The organism is Actinomadura sp. DC4 (assembly GCF_030406325.1).
Classification (GTDB): domain Bacteria; phylum Actinomycetota; class Actinomycetes; order Streptosporangiales; family Streptosporangiaceae; genus Actinoallomurus.
Genome location: NZ_JAUEQY010000012.1, coordinates 38,567 through 61,623 on the forward strand (window position 1 = coordinate 38,567; position 23,057 = coordinate 61,623).

The 23,057-nt window shown below is 71.0% G+C and carries 15 protein-coding genes; 11 read left to right on the top strand and 4 right to left on the bottom strand.

Annotation, left to right across the window (positions count from 1 at the left end; all coding sequences use genetic code 11):
* Positions 1 to 184 precede the first annotated feature (184 nt).
* The 3 genes from QWU11_RS20500 (at position 185) to QWU11_RS20510 (ending at position 3,712) form a co-directional block, all read left to right on the top strand.
* The gene (locus QWU11_RS20500) at positions 185 to 841 is read left to right on the top strand and encodes an iron-containing redox enzyme family protein (RefSeq protein ID WP_290115630.1); all 657 of its coding nucleotides are present in this window, start codon (positions 185 to 187) and stop codon (positions 839 to 841) included.
* 359 nt (positions 842 to 1,200) lie between these two features.
* The gene (locus tag QWU11_RS20505; protein ID WP_290115631.1) at positions 1,201 to 2,259 is read left to right on the top strand and encodes an Ig-like domain-containing protein; all 1,059 of its coding nucleotides are present in this window, start codon (positions 1,201 to 1,203) and stop codon (positions 2,257 to 2,259) included.
* Between the two features lie 79 nt (positions 2,260 to 2,338).
* A complete protein-coding gene (locus QWU11_RS20510) occupies positions 2,339 to 3,712 on the top strand; it encodes an FG-GAP repeat protein (RefSeq protein WP_290115636.1) in 1,374 nt (457 codons plus the stop codon).
* Positions 3,713 to 3,718: 6 nt separating this feature from the next.
* On the opposite strand, the gene QWU11_RS20515 is transcribed toward QWU11_RS20510, so the two are convergent.
* A complete protein-coding gene (locus tag QWU11_RS20515; RefSeq protein ID WP_290115638.1) occupies positions 3,719 to 5,296 on the bottom strand; it encodes an alkaline phosphatase D family protein in 1,578 nt (525 codons plus the stop codon).
* Positions 5,297 to 5,639: 343 nt separating this feature from the next.
* Here QWU11_RS20515 and QWU11_RS20520 point away from each other — a divergent pair, with 343 nt between their 5' ends.
* The 6 genes from QWU11_RS20520 to QWU11_RS20545 all read left to right on the top strand — a co-directional run bounded on the left by QWU11_RS20520 (position 5,640) and on the right by QWU11_RS20545 (position 14,708).
* The gene (locus QWU11_RS20520) at positions 5,640 to 7,928 is read left to right on the top strand and encodes a discoidin domain-containing protein (protein WP_290115639.1); all 2,289 of its coding nucleotides are present in this window, start codon (positions 5,640 to 5,642) and stop codon (positions 7,926 to 7,928) included.
* A gap of 164 nt (positions 7,929 to 8,092) precedes the next feature.
* Positions 8,093 to 9,148, top strand: coding sequence for a LacI family DNA-binding transcriptional regulator (locus QWU11_RS20525; RefSeq protein ID WP_290115640.1), 1,056 nt, complete (start codon positions 8,093 to 8,095; stop codon positions 9,146 to 9,148).
* A gap of 534 nt (positions 9,149 to 9,682) precedes the next feature.
* Positions 9,683 to 11,065 carry an extracellular solute-binding protein gene (locus QWU11_RS20530; protein WP_290115641.1) on the top strand — a complete coding sequence of 461 codons (1,383 nt, stop codon included), beginning with the start codon at positions 9,683 to 9,685 and terminating at the stop codon, positions 11,063 to 11,065.
* Positions 11,066 to 11,165: 100 nt separating this feature from the next.
* Entirely contained in the window at positions 11,166 to 12,101 is a 936-nt protein-coding gene (locus QWU11_RS20535; RefSeq protein WP_290115648.1) for a sugar ABC transporter permease, read from the top strand.
* 14 nt (positions 12,102 to 12,115) lie between these two features.
* A complete protein-coding gene (locus QWU11_RS20540) occupies positions 12,116 to 13,075 on the top strand; it encodes a carbohydrate ABC transporter permease (protein WP_290115649.1) in 960 nt (319 codons plus the stop codon).
* An 82-nt stretch (positions 13,076 to 13,157) separates the two neighbouring features.
* The gene (locus tag QWU11_RS20545; protein WP_290115650.1) at positions 13,158 to 14,708 is read left to right on the top strand and encodes a glycoside hydrolase family 13 protein; all 1,551 of its coding nucleotides are present in this window, start codon (positions 13,158 to 13,160) and stop codon (positions 14,706 to 14,708) included.
* A 48-nt stretch (positions 14,709 to 14,756) separates the two neighbouring features.
* On the opposite strand, the gene QWU11_RS20550 is transcribed toward QWU11_RS20545, so the two are convergent.
* On the bottom strand, positions 14,757 to 15,770 hold the full coding sequence (locus QWU11_RS20550; RefSeq protein ID WP_290115651.1) for a sigma-70 family RNA polymerase sigma factor: 1,014 nt from the start codon (positions 15,768 to 15,770) through the stop codon (positions 14,757 to 14,759).
* A 124-nt stretch (positions 15,771 to 15,894) separates the two neighbouring features.
* On the opposite strand from QWU11_RS20550, the gene QWU11_RS20555 reads away from it, so the two are divergent.
* Complete coding sequence (locus QWU11_RS20555; protein ID WP_290115652.1) at positions 15,895 to 17,382, top strand: DHA2 family efflux MFS transporter permease subunit; 1,488 nt, start codon at positions 15,895 to 15,897, stop codon at positions 17,380 to 17,382.
* Here QWU11_RS20555 and QWU11_RS20560 read toward each other — a convergent pair.
* Together QWU11_RS20560 and QWU11_RS20565 are read right to left on the bottom strand one after the other, a co-directional pair.
* Positions 17,303 to 19,180: a serine/threonine protein kinase gene (locus QWU11_RS20560; RefSeq protein WP_290115653.1), complete on the bottom strand. Its 1,878-nt coding sequence runs from the start codon at positions 19,178 to 19,180 to the stop codon at positions 17,303 to 17,305. The two genes, QWU11_RS20555 and QWU11_RS20560, sit on opposite strands and share 80 nt — an antisense overlap.
* Before the next feature lie 100 nt (positions 19,181 to 19,280).
* Positions 19,281 to 20,051: a methyltransferase domain-containing protein gene (locus tag QWU11_RS20565; RefSeq protein ID WP_290115654.1), complete on the bottom strand. Its 771-nt coding sequence runs from the start codon at positions 20,049 to 20,051 to the stop codon at positions 19,281 to 19,283.
* Between the two features lie 143 nt (positions 20,052 to 20,194).
* Here QWU11_RS20565 and QWU11_RS20570 point away from each other — a divergent pair, with 143 nt between their 5' ends.
* Positions 20,195 to 23,050, top strand: coding sequence for an AAA family ATPase (locus tag QWU11_RS20570; RefSeq protein ID WP_290115655.1), 2,856 nt, complete (start codon positions 20,195 to 20,197; stop codon positions 23,048 to 23,050).
* The last annotated feature ends 7 nt before the right edge of the window (positions 23,051 to 23,057 follow it).

A 23,057-nucleotide genomic window follows, 5' to 3' on the forward strand; every position in this document is an offset into this window, starting at 1 on the left:
GTGCCCCTATGAAACAGGCATATTGACCGTCTGTGAAGGACGCGGATACTGGAGAACCCGAGCGAGGAGTAACGCGATGACTACTGCCAGCGGTCCGACCTCTCGTCCCACTTCCCGCACACAGCATCACCGGACGGTCAAGCGCGAGCTGACCGAAACCCCCCACCCCGAGTGGGCTCTGACCATGGTCGATTCGCTCCGTCCCGATTGGTCGGCGGTGCTCGAGTCGCCGCTGTTCACCGAGACCGCCGCCGGGGAGTTCCCCGACAAGGCCTGGCGGCGGGTCCTGCTGGACTTCTTCTGCGTGGTCGAGGCTTTCCCGAAGTACATGGGCGTCTACCTGGCCAAGACCACATTCGGCCAGACGCCTGGTGACTACCTCGCCCGTGACTGGCTGATCGGCAACATCCGGACCGAGGCGCTGCACGCCCAGTGGTTCGCCGACTGGGGCGTCCTTCACGGCGTCGAGTACGACGAGATCGTCTCCCACCGTCCATGTCCCGAGGTGGGCGCCCTGTGCGACTACCTGTGGTCCATCAGCTATCGGGGCACGCTCGCCGAGGCGTTCGGCGCCGTCAACTACGCGATCGAGGGCACCACCGGGGAGTGGACGCGGCTCGTCCTGCCGGCCTTCCAGAAGCGGTACGGCGATGACAGTAAGGGGCTGCTCTGGCTCAGCGAGCACGCCGAGTACGACGACGCCCACCCGCGCGAGGCGTTCGAGCTGATCAAGATCACCGTACGGGACGAGGCCGAGCACGCGAAGGTCGAGTCGGCCACGCGCCGTTCGCTCGAACTCTTCCGGCGCGCATTCGACGCGAGTTATCACCGGGTTGGGTAATGTGAAGGTGAACAATCCGTCAAATCCGACGGACTTCGCTCCAAGTTTCACCTGATGTCGGAATAGGCGACATCTGGCGTACGACGATATGCCACGCGTGCTCTTTCCCGCTGCCTCCCAAAGGGTGATCGTTTCGGGCATCCCCGCCGCTCAGTGTGGGTATCTCATGGTCGATCACGCTTTGCGCCTAACGGTTCAAGCCGCAGGAAGGGTTGCGAATGCACGTCACTGCCAGTGGTCTGAGAGCGCTCGTCATTACGACCACCGGCGTCGCGGTCATCATTAGTGCGGGGTGCGGCGGCGGTGGCAGTTCCGCGGGCGGAAACGCGAACAAGAAAGGCGAGGCCGCGGCGGCGAGGGTGGTGATCACCCCCGCCAACGGCACCGCCGGCGTGCGGCCGGACGACCCGGTCGTCGTCCGCGCCACGGGCGGGCGTCTCGCCGACGTCGTCCTCACCAGCGGCGGCAAACGCGTCCTGGGGGAGTACAACAAGGACCGCACCCAGTGGCAGTCCCGCTGGACCCTCAGACCGGGCGCCACGATCAACGTACGGGCCAGCGCCGCGAACGCCGGCGGCCGGCTGGCGACGGCGGCCAGCAGCTTCGCCACCAAGACCGCGGCCGGCACGTTCTCCGCCAGCCAGGACGAGGTCCTCGAGAGCCGCAGGGGCGAGACGTACGGCGTCGGCCTGCCGCTGATCCTCAACTTCGACAAAGAAGTACACGACCGCGCGGCGGTGGAGAAGGCCCTCCAGGTGGTCGCGGAGAAGCCGGTCCTGGGCGCGTGGCACTGGTTCGGCGACAAGCAGGTCATCTACCGCGCAAAGACGTACTGGCCGGCCCATCAGAAGATCATGCTGGTCGCCCACCTCAGCGGGGTGAAGGGCGGCGACGGCGTCTACGGCACCAAGGACCTGGTCCGCACCTACAAGATCGGTGCGGCGCACGTCTCGTACCTCGACATCGCCCGGCACCAGATGCGGGTCGAGTGGGACGGCAAGACGGTGCGCCACGTCCCGATCAGCGCGGGCATGGGCGGCAGCACGGAGTACACCACGACCAGCGGCATCCATCTCAACATGGAGAAGGACGAGGACGTCACGATGACCTCGCCCGGCCGCGGCCCCGGTGACGCCGGCTACTACAGCGAGCTCATCCATTACGCGGTCCGCGTCTCCAACGCCGGTGAGTACCTCCACCAGACGCCCGGCGACGAGGGCTGCCTCGGGAACAGCAACTGCAGCCACGGCTGCATCCGCCAGCCGGCCACGGACGCGATCTGGTACTTCAAGCAGTCCCAGCCCGGCGACCCGGTCGACATCACCGGCACCGACCGCCAGGTGGAGCCGGACAACGGCTGGTCCTTCTACCAGATGTCGTGGAACAAGTGGCTCCACGGGAGCGCACTGCGCCACTGACCCACAGACAGCCAAGAAGTCAGGCAATGGACACTGTCCGTGAATCCGGACGTTCCATGACAGGGGCAGCCTGTCGGATGTGAAGACCACCGTGCGGATGGGTGCCACCGCCACCGTGATCCTGCTGACCTGTGGTTCCGCCGTCGGCCCGGCGGCGCGGTCTCCCCACGCCGCCGGGCACGCGGTTCTCGGCGCCGCCTTCGTACGGGCCGAGCCCTGCCACGGCCACGCCTCCGCCGACTTCGACGGGGACGGCCGGAGCGACAACGCCGCCGGCGCGCCGTACGCCACCGTCTCCGGCCGCGTGCGGGCCGGCGCGGTCGCCGTCGGGTACGGCGGGCATGTGAGCCGGCTGGCCGCGCCGTCGCCCGAGCGGGACGCGGGCTTCGGCGCGACCCTCGCCACCGGCGACTTCAACGGTGACCACTGCGACGACCTCGCCGTGGGGGTGCCCGACCACGGCTCGGCGCGGTCCGGCGCCGACGGCACGGGCGCGGTGTACCTGTACTACGGATCGCCTGCCGGACTCCGCCCCGGCCGTGTGCTCGGCACCCGCGACCTGGGCCGCGAGCCGGGCAGCGACCGGTTCGGCGCGGCCCTCGTGGCCGGCGACCTGGACCGGGACGGCCGCGACGACCTCGTGGTCGGCGCGCCGGGCCTGTCCGGGGGCGGCGGCGTCGGCGTGTTCACCCACGGCCTGCGAACCCGGCGGCTCGTCACCCAGCGCACCTCGTGGGTCGGCCAGCGTACGAGCCAGACCGACGGCTTCGGGTCGGCGCTGGCCATCGGCCGGTTCGGCGGCGGCCGTGGCCGGGAGCTCGCGGTGGGCGCACCGGGCGACGGCGACGAGGCGTCGGGCGCGGTCACCGTCCTGGACCCGGCCGCCCACCGGTCCCGGCGTGTCACCCAGGAGAGCGGTGGCGTCCGCGGGGTCTCCGAGCGGTACGACAAGTTCGGCGCGGCGGTCGCCGCCGTCGACGTCGACCACGACGGGGTCGACGAACTCGCGGTCGGCGCGCCCGGCGAGGACCAGACCAAGATCCCCGAGAACTTCGCGACGGGTGCGGTCCACGTCCTGTACGCCTCCGGCCGGGACGAGGTGTGGACGCCACGCAGGGCCGGCCACTACGACCGGTTCGGCACCACGCTGGCGGCCGCCGACCTCGACGGGAACGGCACCGCCGACCTCGTGGTGAGCGCGACCGGCAGCGGCGTCGTCCAGGTGCTGAACGGCCACCGGGGCCGCGGCCTGACCCGCGGCAGGGTCATCGCCTCGCCGGCGGGCCGTACGGCACAGTTCGGGTGGACGCTCTCGATCCGCGGCCGGGACCTGTTCGTCGGCGCCCCGGGCGCCCACGGTTTCGGCGGTGCGGTCTACCGGGTCCACGGGAGGACGCGTACGCCGCTCCAGAACGGCGTAGCCGGCGAACTCCTCGGCTACGCCGTGATCTGAGCGGTCTCAGCGGGGTGCCTCGGCGACCGCGGCCTGCTGCCGCCTGGGGGACACCGCGGACCGGGAGAGCCGATGGGCGCCGTCGGCGACGGTGAAGCTCGCCGCGACCGTGTCCGGGGCGTTCCGCTTCGAGACGTAGGGCATGGTGTGGAAGTCGGCGCGCAGCTCGCGCGGGGTCAGCCGGCACATGACGAAGCCGCGGCGCTGGTCGGCGTAGGCGATGTGCGGGTTCTCCGCCAGCTCCACCGCGCGCCCGGCCGCGTCGTCGTACCCGTCGCCGTCGCTCGTGATCGAGGTGGTGACCAGCTCGACGCCGACGCGCCGGGAGTCCGGGTCGTCGAAGTTCGTGAGCAGGTCGCTGGCGTAGTGCGCGTGGACGTCGCCCGTGAGCACGACGGGGTTGCGCGCGCCGGAGGCGACGACGTCGCCGAGCACCCGGTCGCGCTCGGCCGCGTAGCCGTCCCACGTGTCGACCAGCAGCTCCTTGCCCGGCCCGAGGTGGTAGTCGTGCTGGGCCATGAAGATCTGCTGGGCGAGGAGGTTCCAGCGTGCGCCGGACGAGCGGAGGCCGGAGGCCAGCCAGCGCCGCTGCTCCGGACCGGCCAGGACGCGCCCGGCGTCGAGGCGCTCGTCGCAGTCGAGCCGTACGCCGTCGTCGCACGGCTGGTCGTCGCGCACCTGCCGGGTGTCGAGCACGTGGATGGTGGCCAGGGAGCCCCAGGAGAGCCGCCGGTAGAGCTGGATCCGGGACCCGCGCGGCACCGAGGTCCGGCGCAGCGGCATGTGCTCGTAGTACGCGCGGTAACCGGCGCGCTTGCGCTCGGCGAACCCGGGCGCGTGGGAGGTGCCCGCGTGCGTACCGGCCCAGTTGTTCTCCACCTCGTGGTCGTCGTTGACCGTGATCCAGGGCGCCATGGCGTGCAGTGCCCGCAGGTCGCCGTCGGTCTTGTACTGCGCGTGCCGCCGCCGGTAGTCGGTCAGCGTCTGGCACCGGCCCTCGGTGTGCGGGCGGACGACCATGCCGTCGGCCGCCTTGTAGCCGCCGGGCGCGTACTCGTAGATGTAGTCGCCCAGGTGCAGCACGGCGTCGGGCTGCAGCTCGGTGACCCGGCGGTAGCCGGTGAAGTAGCCCTGCTCGTAGTTGGAGCAGGACACGGTCGCGAACATCAGGTCCGGCGCCGTGCCGGGCGCGGGCGCGGTACGGGTCCGGCCGGCCGGCGAGACGTGACCGGCGGTGCGGAACCGGTAGAAGTACTCCCGGCCCGGCTGGAGGCCGGCCGGCTCGGCGTGGACGCTGTGCGCCCACGAGCGGCGCGCGGTGACCGTGCCGGTCCGTACGAGGCGGGTGAACCTCTCGTCCTCGGCGAGCTGCCACTCGACGTCGACGTCGCGGGACGGCATTCCGCCGTGCCCGTCCTCGGCGAGGGGGTGCGGTGCCAGGCGGGTCCACAGGACCACGCCGTCGGGGGTCGGGTCACCCGAGGCGACGCCCAGGGTGAAGGGGTCTCCGGGACGACGGGGGCCGCGAGGCGCGACGGCCAGCCCGGCGGCTCCGATCAGCAGGTTCCGGCGTGTGAGTTGCACACTGCCAGTTCAGAACGCGCGCCTTCCGGTCACGGAACGTGACGCTGACGCGCCGGACAACATCGTGTGGCCGCCTCATGACACCGTTCTCCCACGTCGCGAACTGTACGTGTTAGAGAGATTTTTGCAACCTTCCGTTCGTTTATTGCATGAAATCTTCCGTCGTCCTACTGTGTGCTCAGCCCAACGCCGTCCGTGAGGCGGCGAGATCCCCACCCCCGCCGGGGTTCGTGCAGGCGCGGCTTTCGCGCGCCAGAAGGGTCGAGCAATGGTGACGTCAGGTCATCCCCCCACTCCACGCCGCTCCCGGTTCCCGGGCGCACTCAAGGCGGCGGCTCTCGCCGTGACCTCCGCGCTGGTCTTCGCCGGGAGCGTTCTCGCGATTCCCCTGTGGTCCTCCGGCGCCTCCGCCGCGACCGCCGCCGAGTCGCCCTGGTCGTTCCCCGGACGCGGCGCGACCGTCCCGTTCGCCGAGGTCGAGGCCGAGGACGCCGCCACCAACGGCACGGCGATCGGCCCGGACCGCGTCTACACGCACCTCCCGTCGGAGGCGTCCGGCCGCCGCGCCGTCACCCTCAGCGGGTCCGGCAAGTACGTGGAGTTCACGCTCCCCAAGGCCGCGAACGCCATGTCGGTGCGCTACAGCGTGCCCGACAGCGGGAACGGGACCGGGCTGACCACCCCGGTCGACCTGCTCGTGAACGGCTCCAAGCTCAAGGACCTGTCCCTCACCTCGAAGTACGACTGGTACTACGGCGGCTACCCGTTCAGCAACAACCCCGGTGACGGGAGCCCGCACCACTTCTACGACGAGACACGGACGATGTTCGGCTCGACGCTGGCCCAGGGCACCAAGGTGCGGATCCAGACCTCCGGTGCCACGACGGCCGCGGTGACCGTGGACCTGGCCGACTTCGAGGCGGTGCCCGGGGCGATCGCCCAGCCCGCCGGCTCGCTCTCGGTGGACTCCTACGGCGCGGTCAAGAACAGCGCGACCGACTCCACCGCCGCCTTCCAGGCCGCCGTGGACGCGGGCAAGGCCCAGGGCAAGGTCGTCTACATCCCGCAGGGCACGTACACGCTGTACGGGCACGTGATCGTCGACGGCGTCACGCTCGCCGGCGCGGGCCCGTGGTACAGCGTGCTCACCGGCCGCGACCCGAACAACCGCAGCCGCGCCGCCGGCATCTACGGCAAGTACGTCGCGGACGGCGGGCCGAGCCAGAACGTCAGCCTCAAGGACTTCGCCATCATCGGCGAGATCACCGAGCGGGTCGACGCCGACCAGGTCAACGGCCTCGGCGGGGCGATGAGCAACTCCACCGTCGATGACCTGTGGATCCAGCACACGAAGGTCGGGGCCTGGATGGACGGCCCGATGAACCACTTCACCATCAAGAACAGCCGGATCCTCGACCAGACCGCCGACGGTGTGAACTTCCACATCGGCGTGACCGACTCGACGGTGACCAACACCTTCGTACGGAACACCGGCGACGACGGCCTGGCGAGCTGGCCCGAGAACCAGCCGAACGTGAACGACTCCTTCACCCACAACACCGTGGTCGCCCCGGTCCTGGCGAACAACATCGTCACGTACGGCGGCAGGAACTTCACCATCACCGACAACGTCGTCACCGACACCGTCACCAACGGCGGCGGCATCCACGTCGCCAACCGCTACCCCGGCGTCAACGCCGGCAGCGGCACCGACGTGCAGGGGACCATCACCGTGGCGCGCAACGCCCTGCTGCGCGCGGGCAACTCCGACTACAACTGGCACTTCGGCGTCGGCGCGATCTGGTTCGACGGGCTCAACGGGGCGATCAACGCCACGGTGAACGTCAGCGACTCCGACATCGTCGACAGCTCGTACGAGGCGATCCAGTTCATCGAGGGCGGCGCCACGCACACGGTCAACTTCAGCAACGTCAACGTGGCCGGCACCGGGACGTACATGATCCAGGCGCAGGCCGGGGCGACCGCGACGTTCACCGGCGTCAAGGCGTCCTACATCGGCGCGGGCGTCGACATCCACAACTGCGTCGGCACCTCGTTCGCCCCGACGTACGGCAGCGGCAACACCGGCTGGAGCCTGGGCTCGACCACCTGCACCGGCCAGTGGCCCGACCCGAACTACATCTACCCCGGAGGCGGCGGCGGAGGCACCACCCCGCCGCCGACCGACCCGCCGCCCACCTGCACTCCGGGCAGCGGCAACATGGCGGCCGGCAAGACGGTCACCGCCACCGGCCACACCCAGGACTACGCCGAGACCCGCGCCGTCGACGGTGACGCGAACAGCTACTGGGAGAGTGCGAACAACGCGTTCCCGCAGCGCATCACGGTCGACCTGTGCGCCAAGACCAACGTCGGGCGGGTCGTGCTCAAGCTGCCTCCGGCGACCGCCTGGGCCACGCGGACGCAGACCCTCTCGGTGCTGGGCTCGGCCGACGGCTCGGCGTTCAGCACGCTGGCGGGCTCGCGCGGGGTCACCTTCAACCCCTCCAGCGGCAACACCGCCACCGTGACGTTCAGCCCGGCCTCCACGCGCTACGTCCGCGTGGAGATCACCGCCAACACGGGCTGGCCGGCCGGTCAGCTGTCCGAGTTCGAGGTCTACTCCTCCTAACCCACAGACGCGTCCGGAGGAGGACTGGACGCATCCTCCTCCGGACGTCCGGGCACCCGCGGACGCAAGGCTTTCAAGGTGGATGAGAGCCTTGCGTCCGCGGGCCACATCCATGCAAGCCCCGATGCAAGTCAATTGCGCGTTATGGCCGTATGCTTGCGAACGTGACACGCGCACCGGGGGAAGCGAACAAGACCCGACGGCTCGCCGAGGTGGCCAAGAAGGTCGGGGTCAGCGAGGCGACGGTCAGCCGGGTCCTCAACGGCAAACCGGGCGTCTCGGACGCGACGCGCGCCGCGGTGCTCACCGCCCTCGACGTCCTCGGCTACGAACGCCCGACGCAGTTGCGCGGCGAACGCGCCCGCCTCGTCGGCCTCGTGCTCCCCGAGCTCGGCAACCCGATCTTCCCGGCGCTGGCCGAGGTCATCGGGGGAGCGCTGGCCCAGCAGGGCTTCACGCCCGTCCTCTGCACTCGTACGGCCGGTGGCCTGTCGGAGGCCGACTACATCGAGATGCTGATCGAACAGCAGGTCTCGGGCGTGGTGTTCGCGGGCGGCCACTACGCGGAGGCCAACTCCCCGCACGAGCACTACCACCGGCTGTTCGACCTGCGGCTGCCCGTCGTCCTCGTCAACGCGGCCGTCGACGAGCTGACCTTCCCGCGCGTCTCCACCGACGACATGGTCGCGGTGGACCAGGCGTTCGGGCATCTCCTCTCCCTGGGCCACGAGCGCATCGGCCTCGTCCTCGGCCCGGAGGACCACATGCCGTCCCGCCGCAAGCTCGCCGCCTTCACCGCGGCGGCGGCCGCGGCCGGGCTGGAGCTCCCGGACAGCGCGGTCGAGCACGCGCTGTTCTCCCTGGAGGGCGGCCAGGCGGTCACGCGCCGGCTGGTGGCGAACGGCTTCACCGGCATCATCTGCGCGAGCGACCCCCAGGCGCTGGGTGCGATCCGCGCCGTACGCCGGGCCGGGCTCTCGGTGCCCGACGACGTGTCGGTGGTCGGCTTCGACGACTCGGCCTTCATCAACTGCACCCACCCGCCGCTGACGACCGTCCGCCAGCCCATCGAGTCGATGGGCCGGGCGGCGGTGACGATGCTGGTGAACCAGATCGACCGCACCGCCTTCACGGCGGAGGAGCTCCTGTACGAGCCGGAGCTCGTCGTCCGCGGCTCGACCGCCCCCGCCCGCGCCCCCCAGCGCGAGGCCATGGCCTGAGCCTTCGCAGCCCCCGGGAGCCTCGGCGGTTCCCGCGCTTCAGCGGGTCTCGTGCCGGTGGTCCGCCGTCTCGGCCGGGCATGACCTGCCCCGGCTCCTGTACCCGGCGCATCTGACCCCCTGCTACCCGGTCGGTGGCGGCCGGATCCGGTCGCGGTTCGCGTAAGAACGCGACGCACACGAGCACGGTTCGGACTCGCCGGATCACGATCCCGTCACGAGCTGCGCACTCACGCGCCGCTCCCCGCTGCTGTACGCGGCGGCCAAGTGACCCACGTCACGAAATATCCGCAGGTAGAGCGACTTCGGGGGACCCCAACCACTCAGGGTCCGCGACTTCAATCGGTCATCTGTCTAGTTTTTTCATTGATATGACTGCCTCTTGCTCCATGCTGCACATCTCTGTATGTTCCTGGCAACCGGGTGCACGAAGCGCGTTCGTCGTCCGTACGTGAACACGTCAGGACGCCGGCCGCGCGCGGGACGTCCGGCCGGATGGTCTTCGTGGTGCCACTCCAGGAGGGAAGTCCTTTGATGAAAGCCCGTCATCTCGTGGTCGCGCTGGCCGGGGTAACCGCCCTGGCCAACGTCGCCGCGTGTGGCAGTAGCAGTGACGATGGCGACAAGAGCGGCTCCAAGGCCGCGAACGTCGCACCGCTGGACCCGAACACCAAGGTGTCGATCACGGTGGGCTGTCAGCCGCCGAAGAGCTCCAAGGTGCTGCGGACCGAGTGGAACAACGACGTCGCGGCGTTCGAGAAGCTGCACCCGAACATCACGATCGTGAGCAAGGACGCGTTCCCGTGTGAGGACCCCAAGACCTTCACGGCCAAGCTGGCCGGCGGTCAGATGGAGAACGTCTACTACGTCTACCTCACCGACGCCAAGAACATCATCGCCAACGGCCAGGCCGCCGACATCACCAAGTACGTCTCCGGGGTCAAGAACTACGCGAGCCTGCAGCCGCAGCTGCTGAACGTCTTCAAGGGCGGCGGCAAGCTCTGGGGCCTGCCCAAGACCAACTACTCGATGGGCCTGCTCTACAGCCGCAAGCTGTTCACGCAGGCCGGGCTCAACCCCGACCAGCCGCCCACGACGTGGGCCGAGGTGCAGGCGGACGCCAAGAAGATCTCCGCGCTCGGCAACGGCATCGTCGGTTACGCCGACTACAGCGCCGGCAACCAGGGCGGCTGGCACTTCACCGCCGAGATGTACTCCCAGGGCGGCGACATCGTGACGCCCGACGGAAAGAAGGCGGCGTTCAACAGCCCGCAGGGCCACGCCGTACTCCAGAACCTCCAGCAGATGCGCTGGACCGACAACAGCATGGGCGCCAAGCAGCTCCTGCAGATCCCCGACGTCCAGCCGATGATGGCCTCCGGCAAGCTCGGCATGTACCTCTCCGCGCCGGACAACATCCCCACGATCAAGGACCAGTTCCAGGGCAACTACGCCGACTACGGGCTGGCCCCGATGCCGGGCGCGCAGGGCACCCTGATCGGCGGCGACGGGTACATGTTCAACCCCAAGTCCTCCCCGGACCAGATCAAGGCCGGCATCCTCTGGCTGGAGTTCGAGAACCTCACGCCCGGCAAGGGGCAGTTCGACTGGGCCCAGAAGAAGATCGACAAGCAGCCGGTCGGGCTGCCGCAGCCGAACATCTTCACCGGCGCCCCGGCGGCCGAGGAGCTCGGGATCCGCAAGCAGAACTCCAACATGCCGGTCGACAACTACAAGGCCTTCGCCGACGGTGACCCGAAGGTGAAGTACCGCCTCGAGCCGCCGCAGGCCCAGCAGATCTACGCGGTCCTGGACGGTGTGGTCTCCTCGGTGCTCACCAACAAGAACGCCGACATCAACAGCCTGCTCTCCAAGGCCGAGACGAAGGTCAACGGCATCCTCGCCAACGCCGAGTGACAAAGCTGCGGGGGCCGGTCACCGTGCGCACCGGCCCCCGCTCCCACCTGAACGACCAGCCCGTACGGGGCCAGGGGAGAACGGAGGCGAACGGAGACACATGGACATCTCGCTCTCGAGAAGGACGCGGTGGGGACCACGCCCCCGCCGCGGTCGCGCCGTTCGGCGCAACCTGACCGCGTACGGGTTCCTCTGCGCCGCTCTGGTGTGCTTCGCGGTCTTCTCCTGGTACCCCATCGTCCGCGAGGTCATCCTCAGCTTCCAGAAGACCAACTTCGTGGGCAACACCAAGTGGGTCGGGCTGAAGAACTTCCACCGGATCTTCCAGGACCCCTCGTTCAGCGCCGCCTGGAAGAACACCGCGATCTTCACGCTGCTCGCGCTCGTCTGCGGCTACGTGGTGCCGTTCGTGACCGCCCTGCTGCTGAACGAGCTGCGCCACGCGCGCGGCTACCTGAGGTTCGTGGTCTACCTGCCGGTCATGCTGCCGCCGGCGGTCTCGGTGCTGCTCTTCAAGTGGTTCTACAACCCGGGACCGGGCCTGTTCAACGAGATCCTGAGGTTCGTGCACCTGCCGACGCTCGCCTGGCTCGACTCCGGAAAGACGGCGCTGATCTCGCTGGTCATCGTCGCGACCTGGACGAACATGGGCAGCGGCACGCTCATCTACCTCGCCGCGCTGCAGACCGTGCCCGCCGAGCTGTACGAGGCGGCGGAGCTGGACGGCGCCGGGCTCATTCGCCGCATCCGTCACATCACGATCCCGCAGACCAAGCTGATCCTGCTGGTCATGCTCCTGCTGCAGATCATCGCGACGATGCAGGTGTTCATCGAACCCTTCCTGCTCACCGGAGGCGGACCGGACAACGCCACGGTGAGCGTCGTGTACCTCATGTACCAGTACGCCTTCAACTTCAACAACTACGGCAGCGGTGGCGCGCTCGGCCTGATGCTGATGCTCGTTCTCGTCATCTTCTCCGCCGTCTACCTGCGGCTCTCCCGCGACGACCATGACGGCCGGGCGGCCCGGGTCTGAGGTTAGGAGCATCGATGTCGAACGTCCTGGACCACCCGGTCCCCGCGGCGCCCGCCCCTCCCGCCGTCCGGCGGGCCAGGAGGCCGCGGCGGATCGAGCCGTCGCAGCGGACCCTGGTCTCCCCGCACAGCCTGCGGAGTCGGCGCGGCCGGATCGTCTACTGGACCGTGCTGACGCTCACCATCCTGATCTTCACGCTGGTGTTCGTCTTCCCGCTCTACTGGATGGTCACCGGCGCGATGAAGTCCTCCAGCGAGCTCGTACGGCTGCCGCCGACGCTCTTCCCCGAGCATCCGCACCCGGAGGTGTACAAGAAGGCCTGGAGCCAGATGGACCTGGGCCGCTACATGCTGAACACGTTCATCTACGCGCTGGGGGCCTGGCTCCTCCAGCTGGCGGTCGACGTCTCGGCCGCCTTCGCGCTGTCCAAGCTGCGGCCGATGTTCGGCAAGCTCGTGCTCGGCGGCATGCTGCTCACCCTGATGATCCCGCCGACCGTCCTGCTCCTGCCCGCGTACCTGACCGTACGGGACATCCCGATCCTGCACCTCAACCTGTTGAACACCCCGTGGGCGATCTGGCTGCCGGCCGCCGCCAACGGGTTCAACATCTTCTTGCTCAAGAGATTCTTCGACTCCATCCCGTCGGAGCTGCTGGAGGCGGCGGCCATCGACGGGGCCTCGGCACCACGTATGTTGTGGTCGATCATCCTGCCGGTCTCCCGGCCGATTCTCGGTGTCGTGTCGATCTTCGCCGTGGTCAACGTATGGAAGGACTTCGTCTGGCCACTGCTGGTGATACCCGACACCAACCGGATGCCGGTCAGTGTCGCCATCTCGCAGCTCTCCCAGGAGATGCCGCAGAACGTACTCATCGCCGCGTTGGTGATCGCGAGCATTCCAGCTGTCGCGATCTTCTTCCTCTTCCAGCGCAACATCATGGCCGGCCTCACCGCCGGTGGCCTCAAGGGCTGATCCGCCCTAGCGGGCCCGAGTGCGTCCCTCGGCAGGCCGCGGATCGATCACGAACACTTCGCCTGAGAAGGAGTAGCCCAGCATGCGTGAAACGTGGTGGCGGGGAGCCGCGATCTACCAGGTCTACCTGCGGAGTTTCGCCGACGGCAATGGAGACGGGCTCGGCGATCTGGCCGGGCTGCGCAGCCGCCTGGCCTACCTGTCAGACCTCGGGATCGACGCCATCTGGCTCAATCCGTGGTACCCCTCGCCGATGTCGGACGGTGGCTACGACGTCGCGGACTACCGGAGCATCGAACCGGTCTTCGGCACCCTCGCCGAGGCCGAGAAGCTGATCCAGGAGGCCCACGACCTCAACATCAAGATCATCATTGACGTCGTGCCGAACCACTCCTCCGACCAGAACGCCTGGTTCCAGGAGGCGCTCGCGGCCGGGCCCGGCTCGGCGGCGCGGGAGCGGTTCTGGTTCCGCCCCGGCAAGGACGGCGGCCCGCCCAACGACTGGCAGTCGATCTTCGGTGGCCCCGCCTGGACGCAGGTCGCCGACGGCGAGTGGTACCTCCACCTGTTCGCGCCCGAACAGCCCGACTTCAACTGGAACAGCGACGCCGTACGCGAGGAGTTCCTCGACGTCCTGCGCTTCTGGTTCGACCGCGGCGTCGACGGCATCCGCATCGACTCCGCGGCCGTGCTGATCAAGGACCCGGACGCCGAGCCGGACGGCCTGGACCCCTACACCGACCGCGACGGCGTCCACGAGATCTACCGCGAGTGGCGGCAGGTCTCCGACACCTACCCCGGCCGGTTCCTGATCGGCGAGGTCTGGCTGCCCGACCAGGAGCGGTTCGCCCGCTACCTGCGGCCGGACGAGCTGCACACGGCGTTCAACTTCGACTTCCTGGCCTGCCCGTGGGACGCGTCCGCGCTGCGCCGCGTGATCGACACCACGCTCGCCACCCACGTGCCGATCGGCGCCCCGCCCACCTGGGTGCTGTCCAACCACGACGTCACCCGCCCGGTCACCAGGTACGGCCGCCCGGACACCTCGTTCGCCCACGACGACCGCAAGCACGGCATGGTCTCGGACCGCGACCTCGGCATCCGGCGGGCGCGGGCCGCGGCGCTGCTGGCCATGGCCCTGCCCGGCGGCGTCTACGTCTACCAGGGCGAAGAACTGGGCCTGCCCGAGGTCGAGGACATCCCGGACAACCTGCTCCAGGACCCGATCTGGGCCCGGTCGGGCAACACCGACCGCGGCCGCGACGGCTGCCGGGTGCCGGTGCCGTGGTCCGGCGACGCCCCGCCGTACGGGTACGGCGGGGAGCCCTGGCTGCCGCAGCCGGCCGACTGGGGACCGCTCACCGTGGAGGCCCAGGAGCCGGACGCGACCTCGATGCTCAACCTGTACCGCACGGCGCTGCGGATCCGCCACGAGAAGCTCGGCGACGGGACGATCACGTGGGTCCCGCTCGGCGACGAGGTGCTCGCCTTCACCCGCGAGTCCGGCCTGACCTGCGTGGTCAACCTCGGAACCGAGCCCGTACGCCTGCCGGAGCACCAGCAGATCTGCCTCGCGAGCGGCCCGGTCGACGGCGGCCTGCTGCCGGCGGACACCGCCGTCTGGCTGCTCTGACGATCTCCCGCCTGCCCGCCCGGCCGTCCGGGCGGGCAGGCGGTGACCTCACGAACGCAGCGTCCGGGGCAGGCCGAAGTACGGCAGCAGGCTGTTGTCCATGAACCTGGTCAGCGCGGAGATCCGGTCGCCCGACAGCGTGAGCACGAGCACACCGTGGGCGCGCAGGATCGGCGTCCCCGGATCGATCAGATAGGCGCCGAACGCGGGCTGGCCGTTCGCGTACGTCGGGATCAGGTGGTACCTCCGGCCGTCGCGCAGCGCGATCGTCGCCAGGAAGTGGCCGGTGGCCGCGTGACCCTGGTACTCCAGCGGCAGCGGCGGCATGGTCAGCCACACGTCCTCGGTGAGCAGCGCGAGGATCGCGTCCACGTCGCCGCTCTCGAACGCGCGGGAGAAGTCCTCGACGATCTTGCGCTCGCGGGATGACCGCGGCAGCGGCGCCCGTTCGCGATCGGTCTCGGGCATGCGGGCCGTCAGCGTCGCGCGCGCCCGCTTCAGCGCGCTGGTGACGGAGTCCTCGCTGCTGTCGAGCATGCCGGCCACCTCGGCCGCGCGGAAGCCGAGCACGTCGCGCAGCACCAGCACCGCCCGCTGCCGCGGCGGCAGATGCTGCAGGGCGACCAGGAACGCCAGCGAGACCGACTCCTTGCTCTCATAGCGCGCCTCCGGCCCGAGCTCCCCGTCGGGCAGCCCGTCGAGCAGGACGTCCGGGTACGGCTCCAGCCAGCTCGGATCGCCGTGGCGGGTGGGCTCGGGCAACGTGACCTCCGGGACGAACACCGGGCGTTCGGGGCGGCGGGCGCCGTTCCGCAGCGCGTTCAGGCAGCGGTTCGTCGCGATCCGGTACAGCCACGAGCGCAGCGACGAACGCCCCTCGAACCCGTCGAGCCCGCGCCAGGCGGCCAGCAGGGTCTCCTGGAGCAGGTCCTCGGCGTCCTGGATCGAGCCGAGGATGCGGTAGCAGTGCACCTGCAGCTCACGCCGGTAGGGCTCGGTCAGCTCGCGGAACGCCTGCCCGTCGCCGGCCTGCGCCCGCTGAAGAGTGTCTTCGCCCGGCATCGGGTCACCTTTCACAGTGCGGTTCACGTCCGTACTGACACCGGCCACGCCCGAAAGTGGTCACCGCCCAGACTCTCCGCCACCCGGTGTCCCAACGTACGACCGAAGTGATGGGAGAAAATCCGTGAGTCGTACGAATAACGGCCGGGCGACCGCCGAGCAGCGGTGGGCGCTGGTCCTGGCGTCGGTGGGCTCGTTCATGGTCGTGCTCGACGCGCTGATCGTGGCCACCGCGCTGACCGCGATCCAGCGCGATCTGCACGCGTCGATCGAGGACCTGGAGTGGACCGTCAACGCCTACACCTTGAGCTTCGCGGTGCTGCTGATGACCAGCGCCTCGCTGGGGGACCGGTTCGGGCGCAGGCGGTTGTACGTCGCGGGCCTCGCGCTGTTCGCCGCGGCGTCGGTCGCGTGTGCGCTCGCGCCGAGCACGGGCGCACTGATCGCGGCCCGCGTCGTGCAGGGAGCCGGCGCGGCGATCACCATGCCGCTGGCGCTCGGCCTGCTGAACGCGGCCTTCCCGCCGGAGCGGCGCGGCTGGGCGCTCGGCGTCTACGGAAGCGTCACCGGGCTGGCCGCGCTGCTCGGACCGGTGCTCGGTGGCGTGATCACCGAGGGACTGGCCTGGCAGTGGATCTTCTGGCTCAACGTGCCGATCGGCCTGCTCGCGATCCCGTTCGTCCTGAGCCGGGTCAAGGAGGGCTTCGGCCAGGGCGCGTCGGTCGACCTGCCCGGCCTCGTCCTGTTCACGCTGGCCGCGTTCGGGCTCGTCTGGGGCCTGGTACGGGCGAACTCCGCCGGCTGGGGCGCCCTCACCGTGGCGGGGCCGCTCGCCGGGAGCGCGGTACTCGCCCTGGCCTTCGTCGTCTGGCAGTCGCGCGCCCGTACGCCGATGCTGCCGCTACGGCTGTTCGGCTCCCGCGCGTTCTCGGCCGGCAACGCGGTGATCTTCCTGCTCAACGGGTCGATGATGGGCGCGATCTTCTTCATGACGCAGTACCTGCAGGTCGCCATGGGGTTGGGGCCGCTGGGCGCCGGGCTGCGCATGCTGCCGTGGGGGATCGCGCCGTTCCTGATCGCGCCGCGCGCCGGCGCGCTCGCCGACCGCCTCGGCGTACGCCCGCTGGTCGTCGCCGGCCTCGTCCTGCAGACCGCGGGCATGGGCTGGATCGCGCTGGTCGCCTCGCCTGACCTGTCGTACGCGGCGCTGGTCACGCCGATGAGCATCGCCGGGATCGGGTTCGCGCTCGCGATCCCGGCCGTGACCAAGGCGGCGGTCAGCACGAGCGCCCCGGCCGACATCGGCCGGGCGTCCGGCGCGTACAGCACGATGCGCCAGCTCGGCGGCGCGTTCGGCGTGGCGGTCCCGGCCGCCGTGTTCGGCGCGACCGGCGGGTACGCGTCGGCCGCGGCGTTCACCGACGGGTTCTCCCCGGCGGTGGGCACGGCCGCCGGGCTGGCGCTGGCCGGGGCGCTCGTGGGCCTGCTGCTCCCGGCGACGCCGCGTCCGGCGGTCCGGGAAGCGGCGCCGGCTATCCGGCGGCCAGTTGCTGCTGGGTCTGCCAGGACGTCTGGATGGCGGCGCCGGACCCACGGCAGCGGCCGACGTTGACCGTGACCGTGTCCTCGGTGCGTTTGGTCTTGGCGCCGAACCGGGCCTTCGGGCCGTTGTCGAAGGCGCGCACCCGGCCGTCCTTGGAGGACACGATCGTGCTGACGTACGTGGGAGCGGTGCCGGTGATGTGGCCGCGTAGCTGCAGGCAGACGCTCCAGCCGTCCTTCGGCGCGGTGTCGGTCAGGACCACGGTGCCGCTGTAGTGGTCACGGCAGACCGAGCCCTTGAGGTGGGCGGAGCCCGCGCCGGTCACGCCGTACGTGCGGTCGTAGTCGCGGCAGCCCTTGGCGGGGCGCTTCGTGTGCTTCTTCGGGGTCGGCTTCGGCACGCCGGACCGCACGCCGTTGAACTGCGGCCGGTGGGTGACGGTGGCCTGCGGCGTGGGCGAGGCGGGGGTGGCCGCGGCCACGCGTACCTTCGGCTCGGTGGCCGCGTCACCACCGTGCGGCCACAGGGGGATCGCCACGGCGGCCGCGGCGGCGACGACGGCCACGGCCGCCCCGAGCGCCCAGCCGACCCGGGGCCGCCGCCGCGCGACGACGGCGCTCGCGGCGGGCGTCAGCGCGGACCGCGCGGGCGTCCTGCCGCCCGCGGATCCGCCGGGACCGGTCGTACGCCGCTCACCGGAGACCGCGGGACCGTCGGCGGCGGGCGGTTCCGGGCGAGCGTGCAGCGGCGCCCCGGCCACCGCACGGTCGTGCGGCGCCTCGGCCCCGGTGGGATGCGAGGTGGACGGGGCGGCGGACGGTAGGGCGGGATCGGCGAGCGACCGCACGGCCGTCGCCCGCTCCACGGATCCGGGTGCCGGCGGCGCGGAAGCCACGCCGTCCTGTCGTGGGGCGGCGGCGCCGGTCGGGGCCGGCAGCACGGAGCCGGGCGGGGGGAAGCCGTGAGCCGGTGACTCGGCCGGATGGTGGGGGCCGGTCTGGGCGGCCGGGTGCGGGGTGGTGGCGCCGAAGGCCGGAGGCGGCATCAGGGACTCGGTGGCCTCGTGGCCGAGCAGGCCGGCCTGGGCCTGCTGGGCGGTCGGGCGCTGGGCCGGGTCCTTGTCCAGGCAGGCGGCCACGACCGAGCGCAGCGGCTCGGGCAGCGCGGAGACGTCCGCGTCGTCGTGCACGATCCGCTGCATCACGGCGTGCACGGCCTCGTTGCCGAACGGCGGGCGGCCGGTGGCCGCGAACAGGATCGTCGAGCCCCACGCGAACATGTCCGCCGGCGGGCCGATCTCGCCGTCGGTGATCTGCTCCGGCGCCATGTACGACGGCGTGCCGGCGCGGTTGGACTCCTGGTTGCCCGTGGCGCCGAGCGCGCGGGCGATGCCGAAGTCGATGACGCGCGGGCCGTCCGGGCCCAGCAGGACGTTGTGCGGGTTGAAGTCGCGGTGGACGATGCCCGCCCGGTGGATCGCGGCGAGCGCGGTCAGCGTGCCGATCGCCAGGCGTTCGAGCGCGCCGTCCGCGCGCGGGCCCTCGGCGATGATGTGGGACCGCAGCGAGCGGCCCTCGACGTACTCGCTGACGATGTAGGGATGGTCGCCCGCGACGTCGGCGTCGAGCACCTGCGCGGTGCAGAAGCGCGCGACCTTCTTGGCGGCCGACAGCTCGCGCATGAAGCGCTCGCGCGCGCCGGTGTCGTTCGCCATCCGCGCGTGGAGCAGCTTGATCGCGACCTGCTCGCCCAACGGGCCGCGGCCGAGGAAGACGACCCCCTGGTTGCCCTCGCCGAGCCGCCGGAGGAGGCGATGGCCGCCGAGCTCGGCAGGGTCGCCCGGCCGCAGCGGAAGCCCGTCGGGCATGCGCGTGTCCTCCCGGTCAAGCCATCGTTCACAGTTCGTCAAACGATAGCGCCGGATCGGACCGCGGATACCGCCATCGGGTCAGGCCGGTGGCGTCCGTTCAGGTCGTCGCGCGGCCGACCGCGTACTGGAAGAGGTTGTCCTGCTGGATCGACCCGTCGGGACGCCGCTGGTTGCCGAAGTTGGTCATGAAGACCTCGTGCGCCGCGTCCATGCCGACGACGTCGATCGCCCGGGCCACGTTGGGCGAGGACGTCATCGACCGCCAGGCGTCGTCGAGCGAGCTGAAGTCGTACCGGCGGGTGACCTCGGCGAAGGCGTACACGTCGAGTCCGCCCTCGACCATCACCTCGCGCAGGCGGTACAGGTCGCGGACCGGCTGCGACTGCGAGTCGTCGGCGGGCACCAGCCCGCGTACGGCGTTGAGGAAGGCGCTCGCCTCGCGGCCGGACCAGTTGTGCCACAGGCCGATCACCACGGAGCCGCCGGGCCGCGTGACGCGGGCCAGCTCGGCCACGGCCACCGCCGGGGGCTCGGTGTACTGGATCGCGTCGAAGGCCATCACCTGGTCGAAGCAGCCGCGGTCATAGGGCAGCTCGGCGGCGTCGGCCACGCGCAGGTCGGCGTCGGGCAGCCGGTCCCGGGCGATCTTCAACAGCTCCACCGAGGCGTCCAGCCCGGCGACCTCGGCGCCCTGCTGGGCGGCGAGTTCCAGGGCCGTACCGGTGCCGCAGCCCACGTGCAGGAGCCGCGTCCCGGGACCCGGGTCGAGGGCGCCGACCGAGGCGACGTACAGCGGGCGCAACTGCGCCTCGCACACGTCTGTGAAGGCCACTCCGTTCTGCGGATGGACCTGTACCGGACCCACCATCGCGTCCTCCGGGTAGTCGGTCGGTTCTGGGAGACATGATCACTACAAGGTCTGAGGTTCTGCATCCGCATATTTACTTATTTACGGGCTTTGTTGGTCCGATACGGCATATGTGATCCATACTCCGTGATGTGGCCCGCCGGGTGTCATGCCCTACGCTCATCGGCCGGACTGCGGAGCTGGCCCGGCTCGACGCCGCCCTGGCTCAGGCGCAGAACGGCTCCTCCGTGCTGCTCTTCGTCTCCGGCGACGCAGGCATCGGCAAGTCGCGCCTGGTCGAGACGTTCGCCCGCCGGGCCAGGGAGCGCGACGCGATCGTCTTCTCCGGCGCCTGCCTCGACCTCGCCGAGGGTGCCGCGCCGTACGCCCCGTTCGTCGCCGCGCTGCGGCCGCTGGCCGACGAACTCGACGGCGACGAGCTCGCCCGCGTCCTCGGCGAGTCGCCGCGCGAGCTCGGCGCCCTGCTGCCCGAGCTGTGCGGGCGCCCGCCGGACCCCCGCGACGGCACCGAGCGGGGACGGCTGTACGAGCTGGCCCTGGGCCTGTTCCGGCGTATGGCCGCGCTGTACCCCGCCGTACTGATCCTCGAGGACCTCCACTGGATCGACCCGGCCTCCGCCGACCTGCTGGCGATGCTCGGGAGCAACCTGCGACGCGCCGGCCTCGTGATCATCGGGACGTACCGTAGCGACGAGGTGCCGCGGGACCACCCGCTGCACACCACCGCGCTGGAGCTGGAACGCTCGGGCCGGGCCGAGCGCGTCGAGCTCACCGGCCTGTCGGGCCACGAGGTGACCGCCCAGATCACCGGCATCCTGGGTACGGAGCCGGCGACGTGGCAGACGCGGTCGCTGTTCGACCGCTCGGAGGGTAACCCGTTCTTCGTCGAGGAGCTGCTGGCCGCCGGGCCGACGAGCACCGAGCTCACCGCCAGCCTGCGCGACGTCCTGCTGACCCGCGTCGAACGGCTCGGCCCGGGGACGCGGGCCGTACTGCGCGCCGTGGCCACCATCGGCCGCGGTGGCGACGAGGAACTGATCGCCACCGTCACCGGCCTGCCGCCGGGCGAGCTGGAGTTCGCGCTGCGCGAGGCGGTCGCCCACCGGCTGCTCGTCGTCTCCGGCGACGGGTACGACACCCGGCACGCGCTGCTGCGCGAGGTGCTCCACGCCGACCTGCTCCCTGGCCAGCGCAACCGCCTCCACTCGGCGGTCGCGGAGGCGCTGGAGGGCAAGGACGTACCCGCCGAGTCGGCCCGCCACTGGTATGCCGCGGGGAACCGGCCGCGAGCGCTCGGCGGCTTCGTGCAGGCCGCGGCCGCCGCCCAGGCGACGAACGCCTGGGCCATCGCGCTCGCCCACTACGAGCGGGCGCTGCGGCTGTGGCCGGACGTGCCGGACGCGGAGGCGCGCTGCGGCCTCTCCCACGCCGAACTCCTCTCGCGCGCGGCCGAGGCCGCGATGGTCGAAGGGGAGACCGACCGCGCCGTCGCGCTCACCGAGGCCGCGATCGCCGAGGTGAACCCCAGGGAACGGCCGCTGCGCGCGGCGGGCCTGCGCATCCTCATGGGCCGGGTCCACTGGGTGGCCGGCGACGTGGCGGCGGCGTGCCGCTCCTACGACGAGGCGGTCGCGCTGCTGCCCGCCGAGGCGTCCACGCGCGAGCGCGCCCAGGTACGCGCCCTGCAGGGCCACGCCTTCATGCTGCAGAGCCGCTACACCGACGCGGTCGTCTGCTGCCGCGAGGCCATCGCCGTCGCGGTCGCCGTGGGCGCGCGCGACCTGGAGGGTCACGCCCGCAACACCCTCGGCGTCGGCCTCACCATGCTGGGCCGGTCCGACGACGGCCTGGCCGAGCTCGCCGACGCGCTGCGCATCGCCAAGGCGCGCGACGACACGTGGGAGCTCGGCCGTACGTACGTGAACTTCTCCGACGCGCTGCTGTGGGCGGGCCGCTGGGCGGAGGCCGCCGAGGTCGGCATGGAGGGCGTGAACGTCTGCCGCAGCCTGGGCTACGGCCGTACGACGTGCATGTGCGCCGCCGGCAACACGCTGGCGGCGCTCGTACGGCTCGGCCGGTGGCCGGACGCGGACCGGCTCGTCGACGAGGTCAACGACATCGACGCGCCGCCCGGCCAGCGCTGGGGCGTCACCCTGGCGATGGCCGAGCTGGAGCTGCGCCGGGGCCGCCTGGAGGGCGTCCGGCACCACCTGGCCGCCGTCGCCGGGGCGGTCGCGCGCTCCGACGGCAAGGAGATCGTCAGCTCGTACCACGTCTGCGCGGCCTGGCTGGCGGTCTCCGTGGGCGACTACGAGGAGTGCCGCGAGCACGTACGGGCCGGCCTCGAGGTGATCCGGGACTCGGAGTACACCCGGGTCGGCCCGCAGCTCTGCTCGATCGGCCTGTGCGCCGAGGCGGCGCTGGGCGGCGACTCGGAGGCGCTGCTGAAGGAGTGCCGGGAGTTCCTCGGCGGCATGACGGGAACGCCCGAACCCGAGGCGTACGGCCGGCACGCCGAGGCCGAGGCATCGCGTCTCACCGGCCCGGACCCGGGCGCGTGGCGGGCCGCGCTGGCCGGCTGGGAGGCGCTCTCCGAGCCGTACCACGCGGCGTACTGCCGGTTCCGGGGGGCCGAGGCCCTCCTCGCGGCGAAGGGCTCACGCGACGAGGCCGCCGCCCTGCTGCGCGAGGCCCACGAGGCGCTCACCCGTCTCGGCGCGGACAACCTGCGCGTGAAGGTCGAGGACCTGGTACGGCGGGCGCGCCTGGAGCCCGTGGCCGCCGCGGAGACGTCCGTGCCGGGCCTCACGGCGCGCGAGGGGGAGATCCTCGCCCTGCTGAGCGACGGCCGGACGAACCGGCAGATCGCCGAGTCCCTGTTCATCAGCGAGCGCACGGTCGGCGTGCACGTCTCACGGATCCTGCACAAACTCGGCGTCCCCAACCGTGGCGCCGCCGCCCACCGCTTCCGCGACTTCGAAGGAACCGCCGGCCTCTAGTAGCGCC

Coding starts and splice junctions, on each gene's coding strand:
- QWU11_RS20500 (WP_290115630.1), top strand. CDS start 185: ATGGTCGATTCGCTCCGTCCCGATTGGTCGGCGGTGCTCGAGTCGCCG.
- QWU11_RS20530 (WP_290115641.1), top strand. CDS start 9,683: ATGAAAGCCCGTCATCTCGTGGTCGCGCTGGCCGGGGTAACCGCCCTG.
- QWU11_RS20535 (WP_290115648.1), top strand. CDS start 11,166: ATGGACATCTCGCTCTCGAGAAGGACGCGGTGGGGACCACGCCCCCGC.
- QWU11_RS20540 (WP_290115649.1), top strand. CDS start 12,116: ATGTCGAACGTCCTGGACCACCCGGTCCCCGCGGCGCCCGCCCCTCCC.
- QWU11_RS20545 (WP_290115650.1), top strand. CDS start 13,158: ATGCGTGAAACGTGGTGGCGGGGAGCCGCGATCTACCAGGTCTACCTG.
- QWU11_RS20550 (WP_290115651.1), bottom strand. CDS start 15,770: ATGCCGGGCGAAGACACTCTTCAGCGGGCGCAGGCCGGCGACGGGCAG.
- QWU11_RS20560 (WP_290115653.1), bottom strand. CDS start 19,180: ATGCCCGACGGGCTTCCGCTGCGGCCGGGCGACCCTGCCGAGCTCGGC.
- QWU11_RS20565 (WP_290115654.1), bottom strand. CDS start 20,051: ATGGTGGGTCCGGTACAGGTCCATCCGCAGAACGGAGTGGCCTTCACA.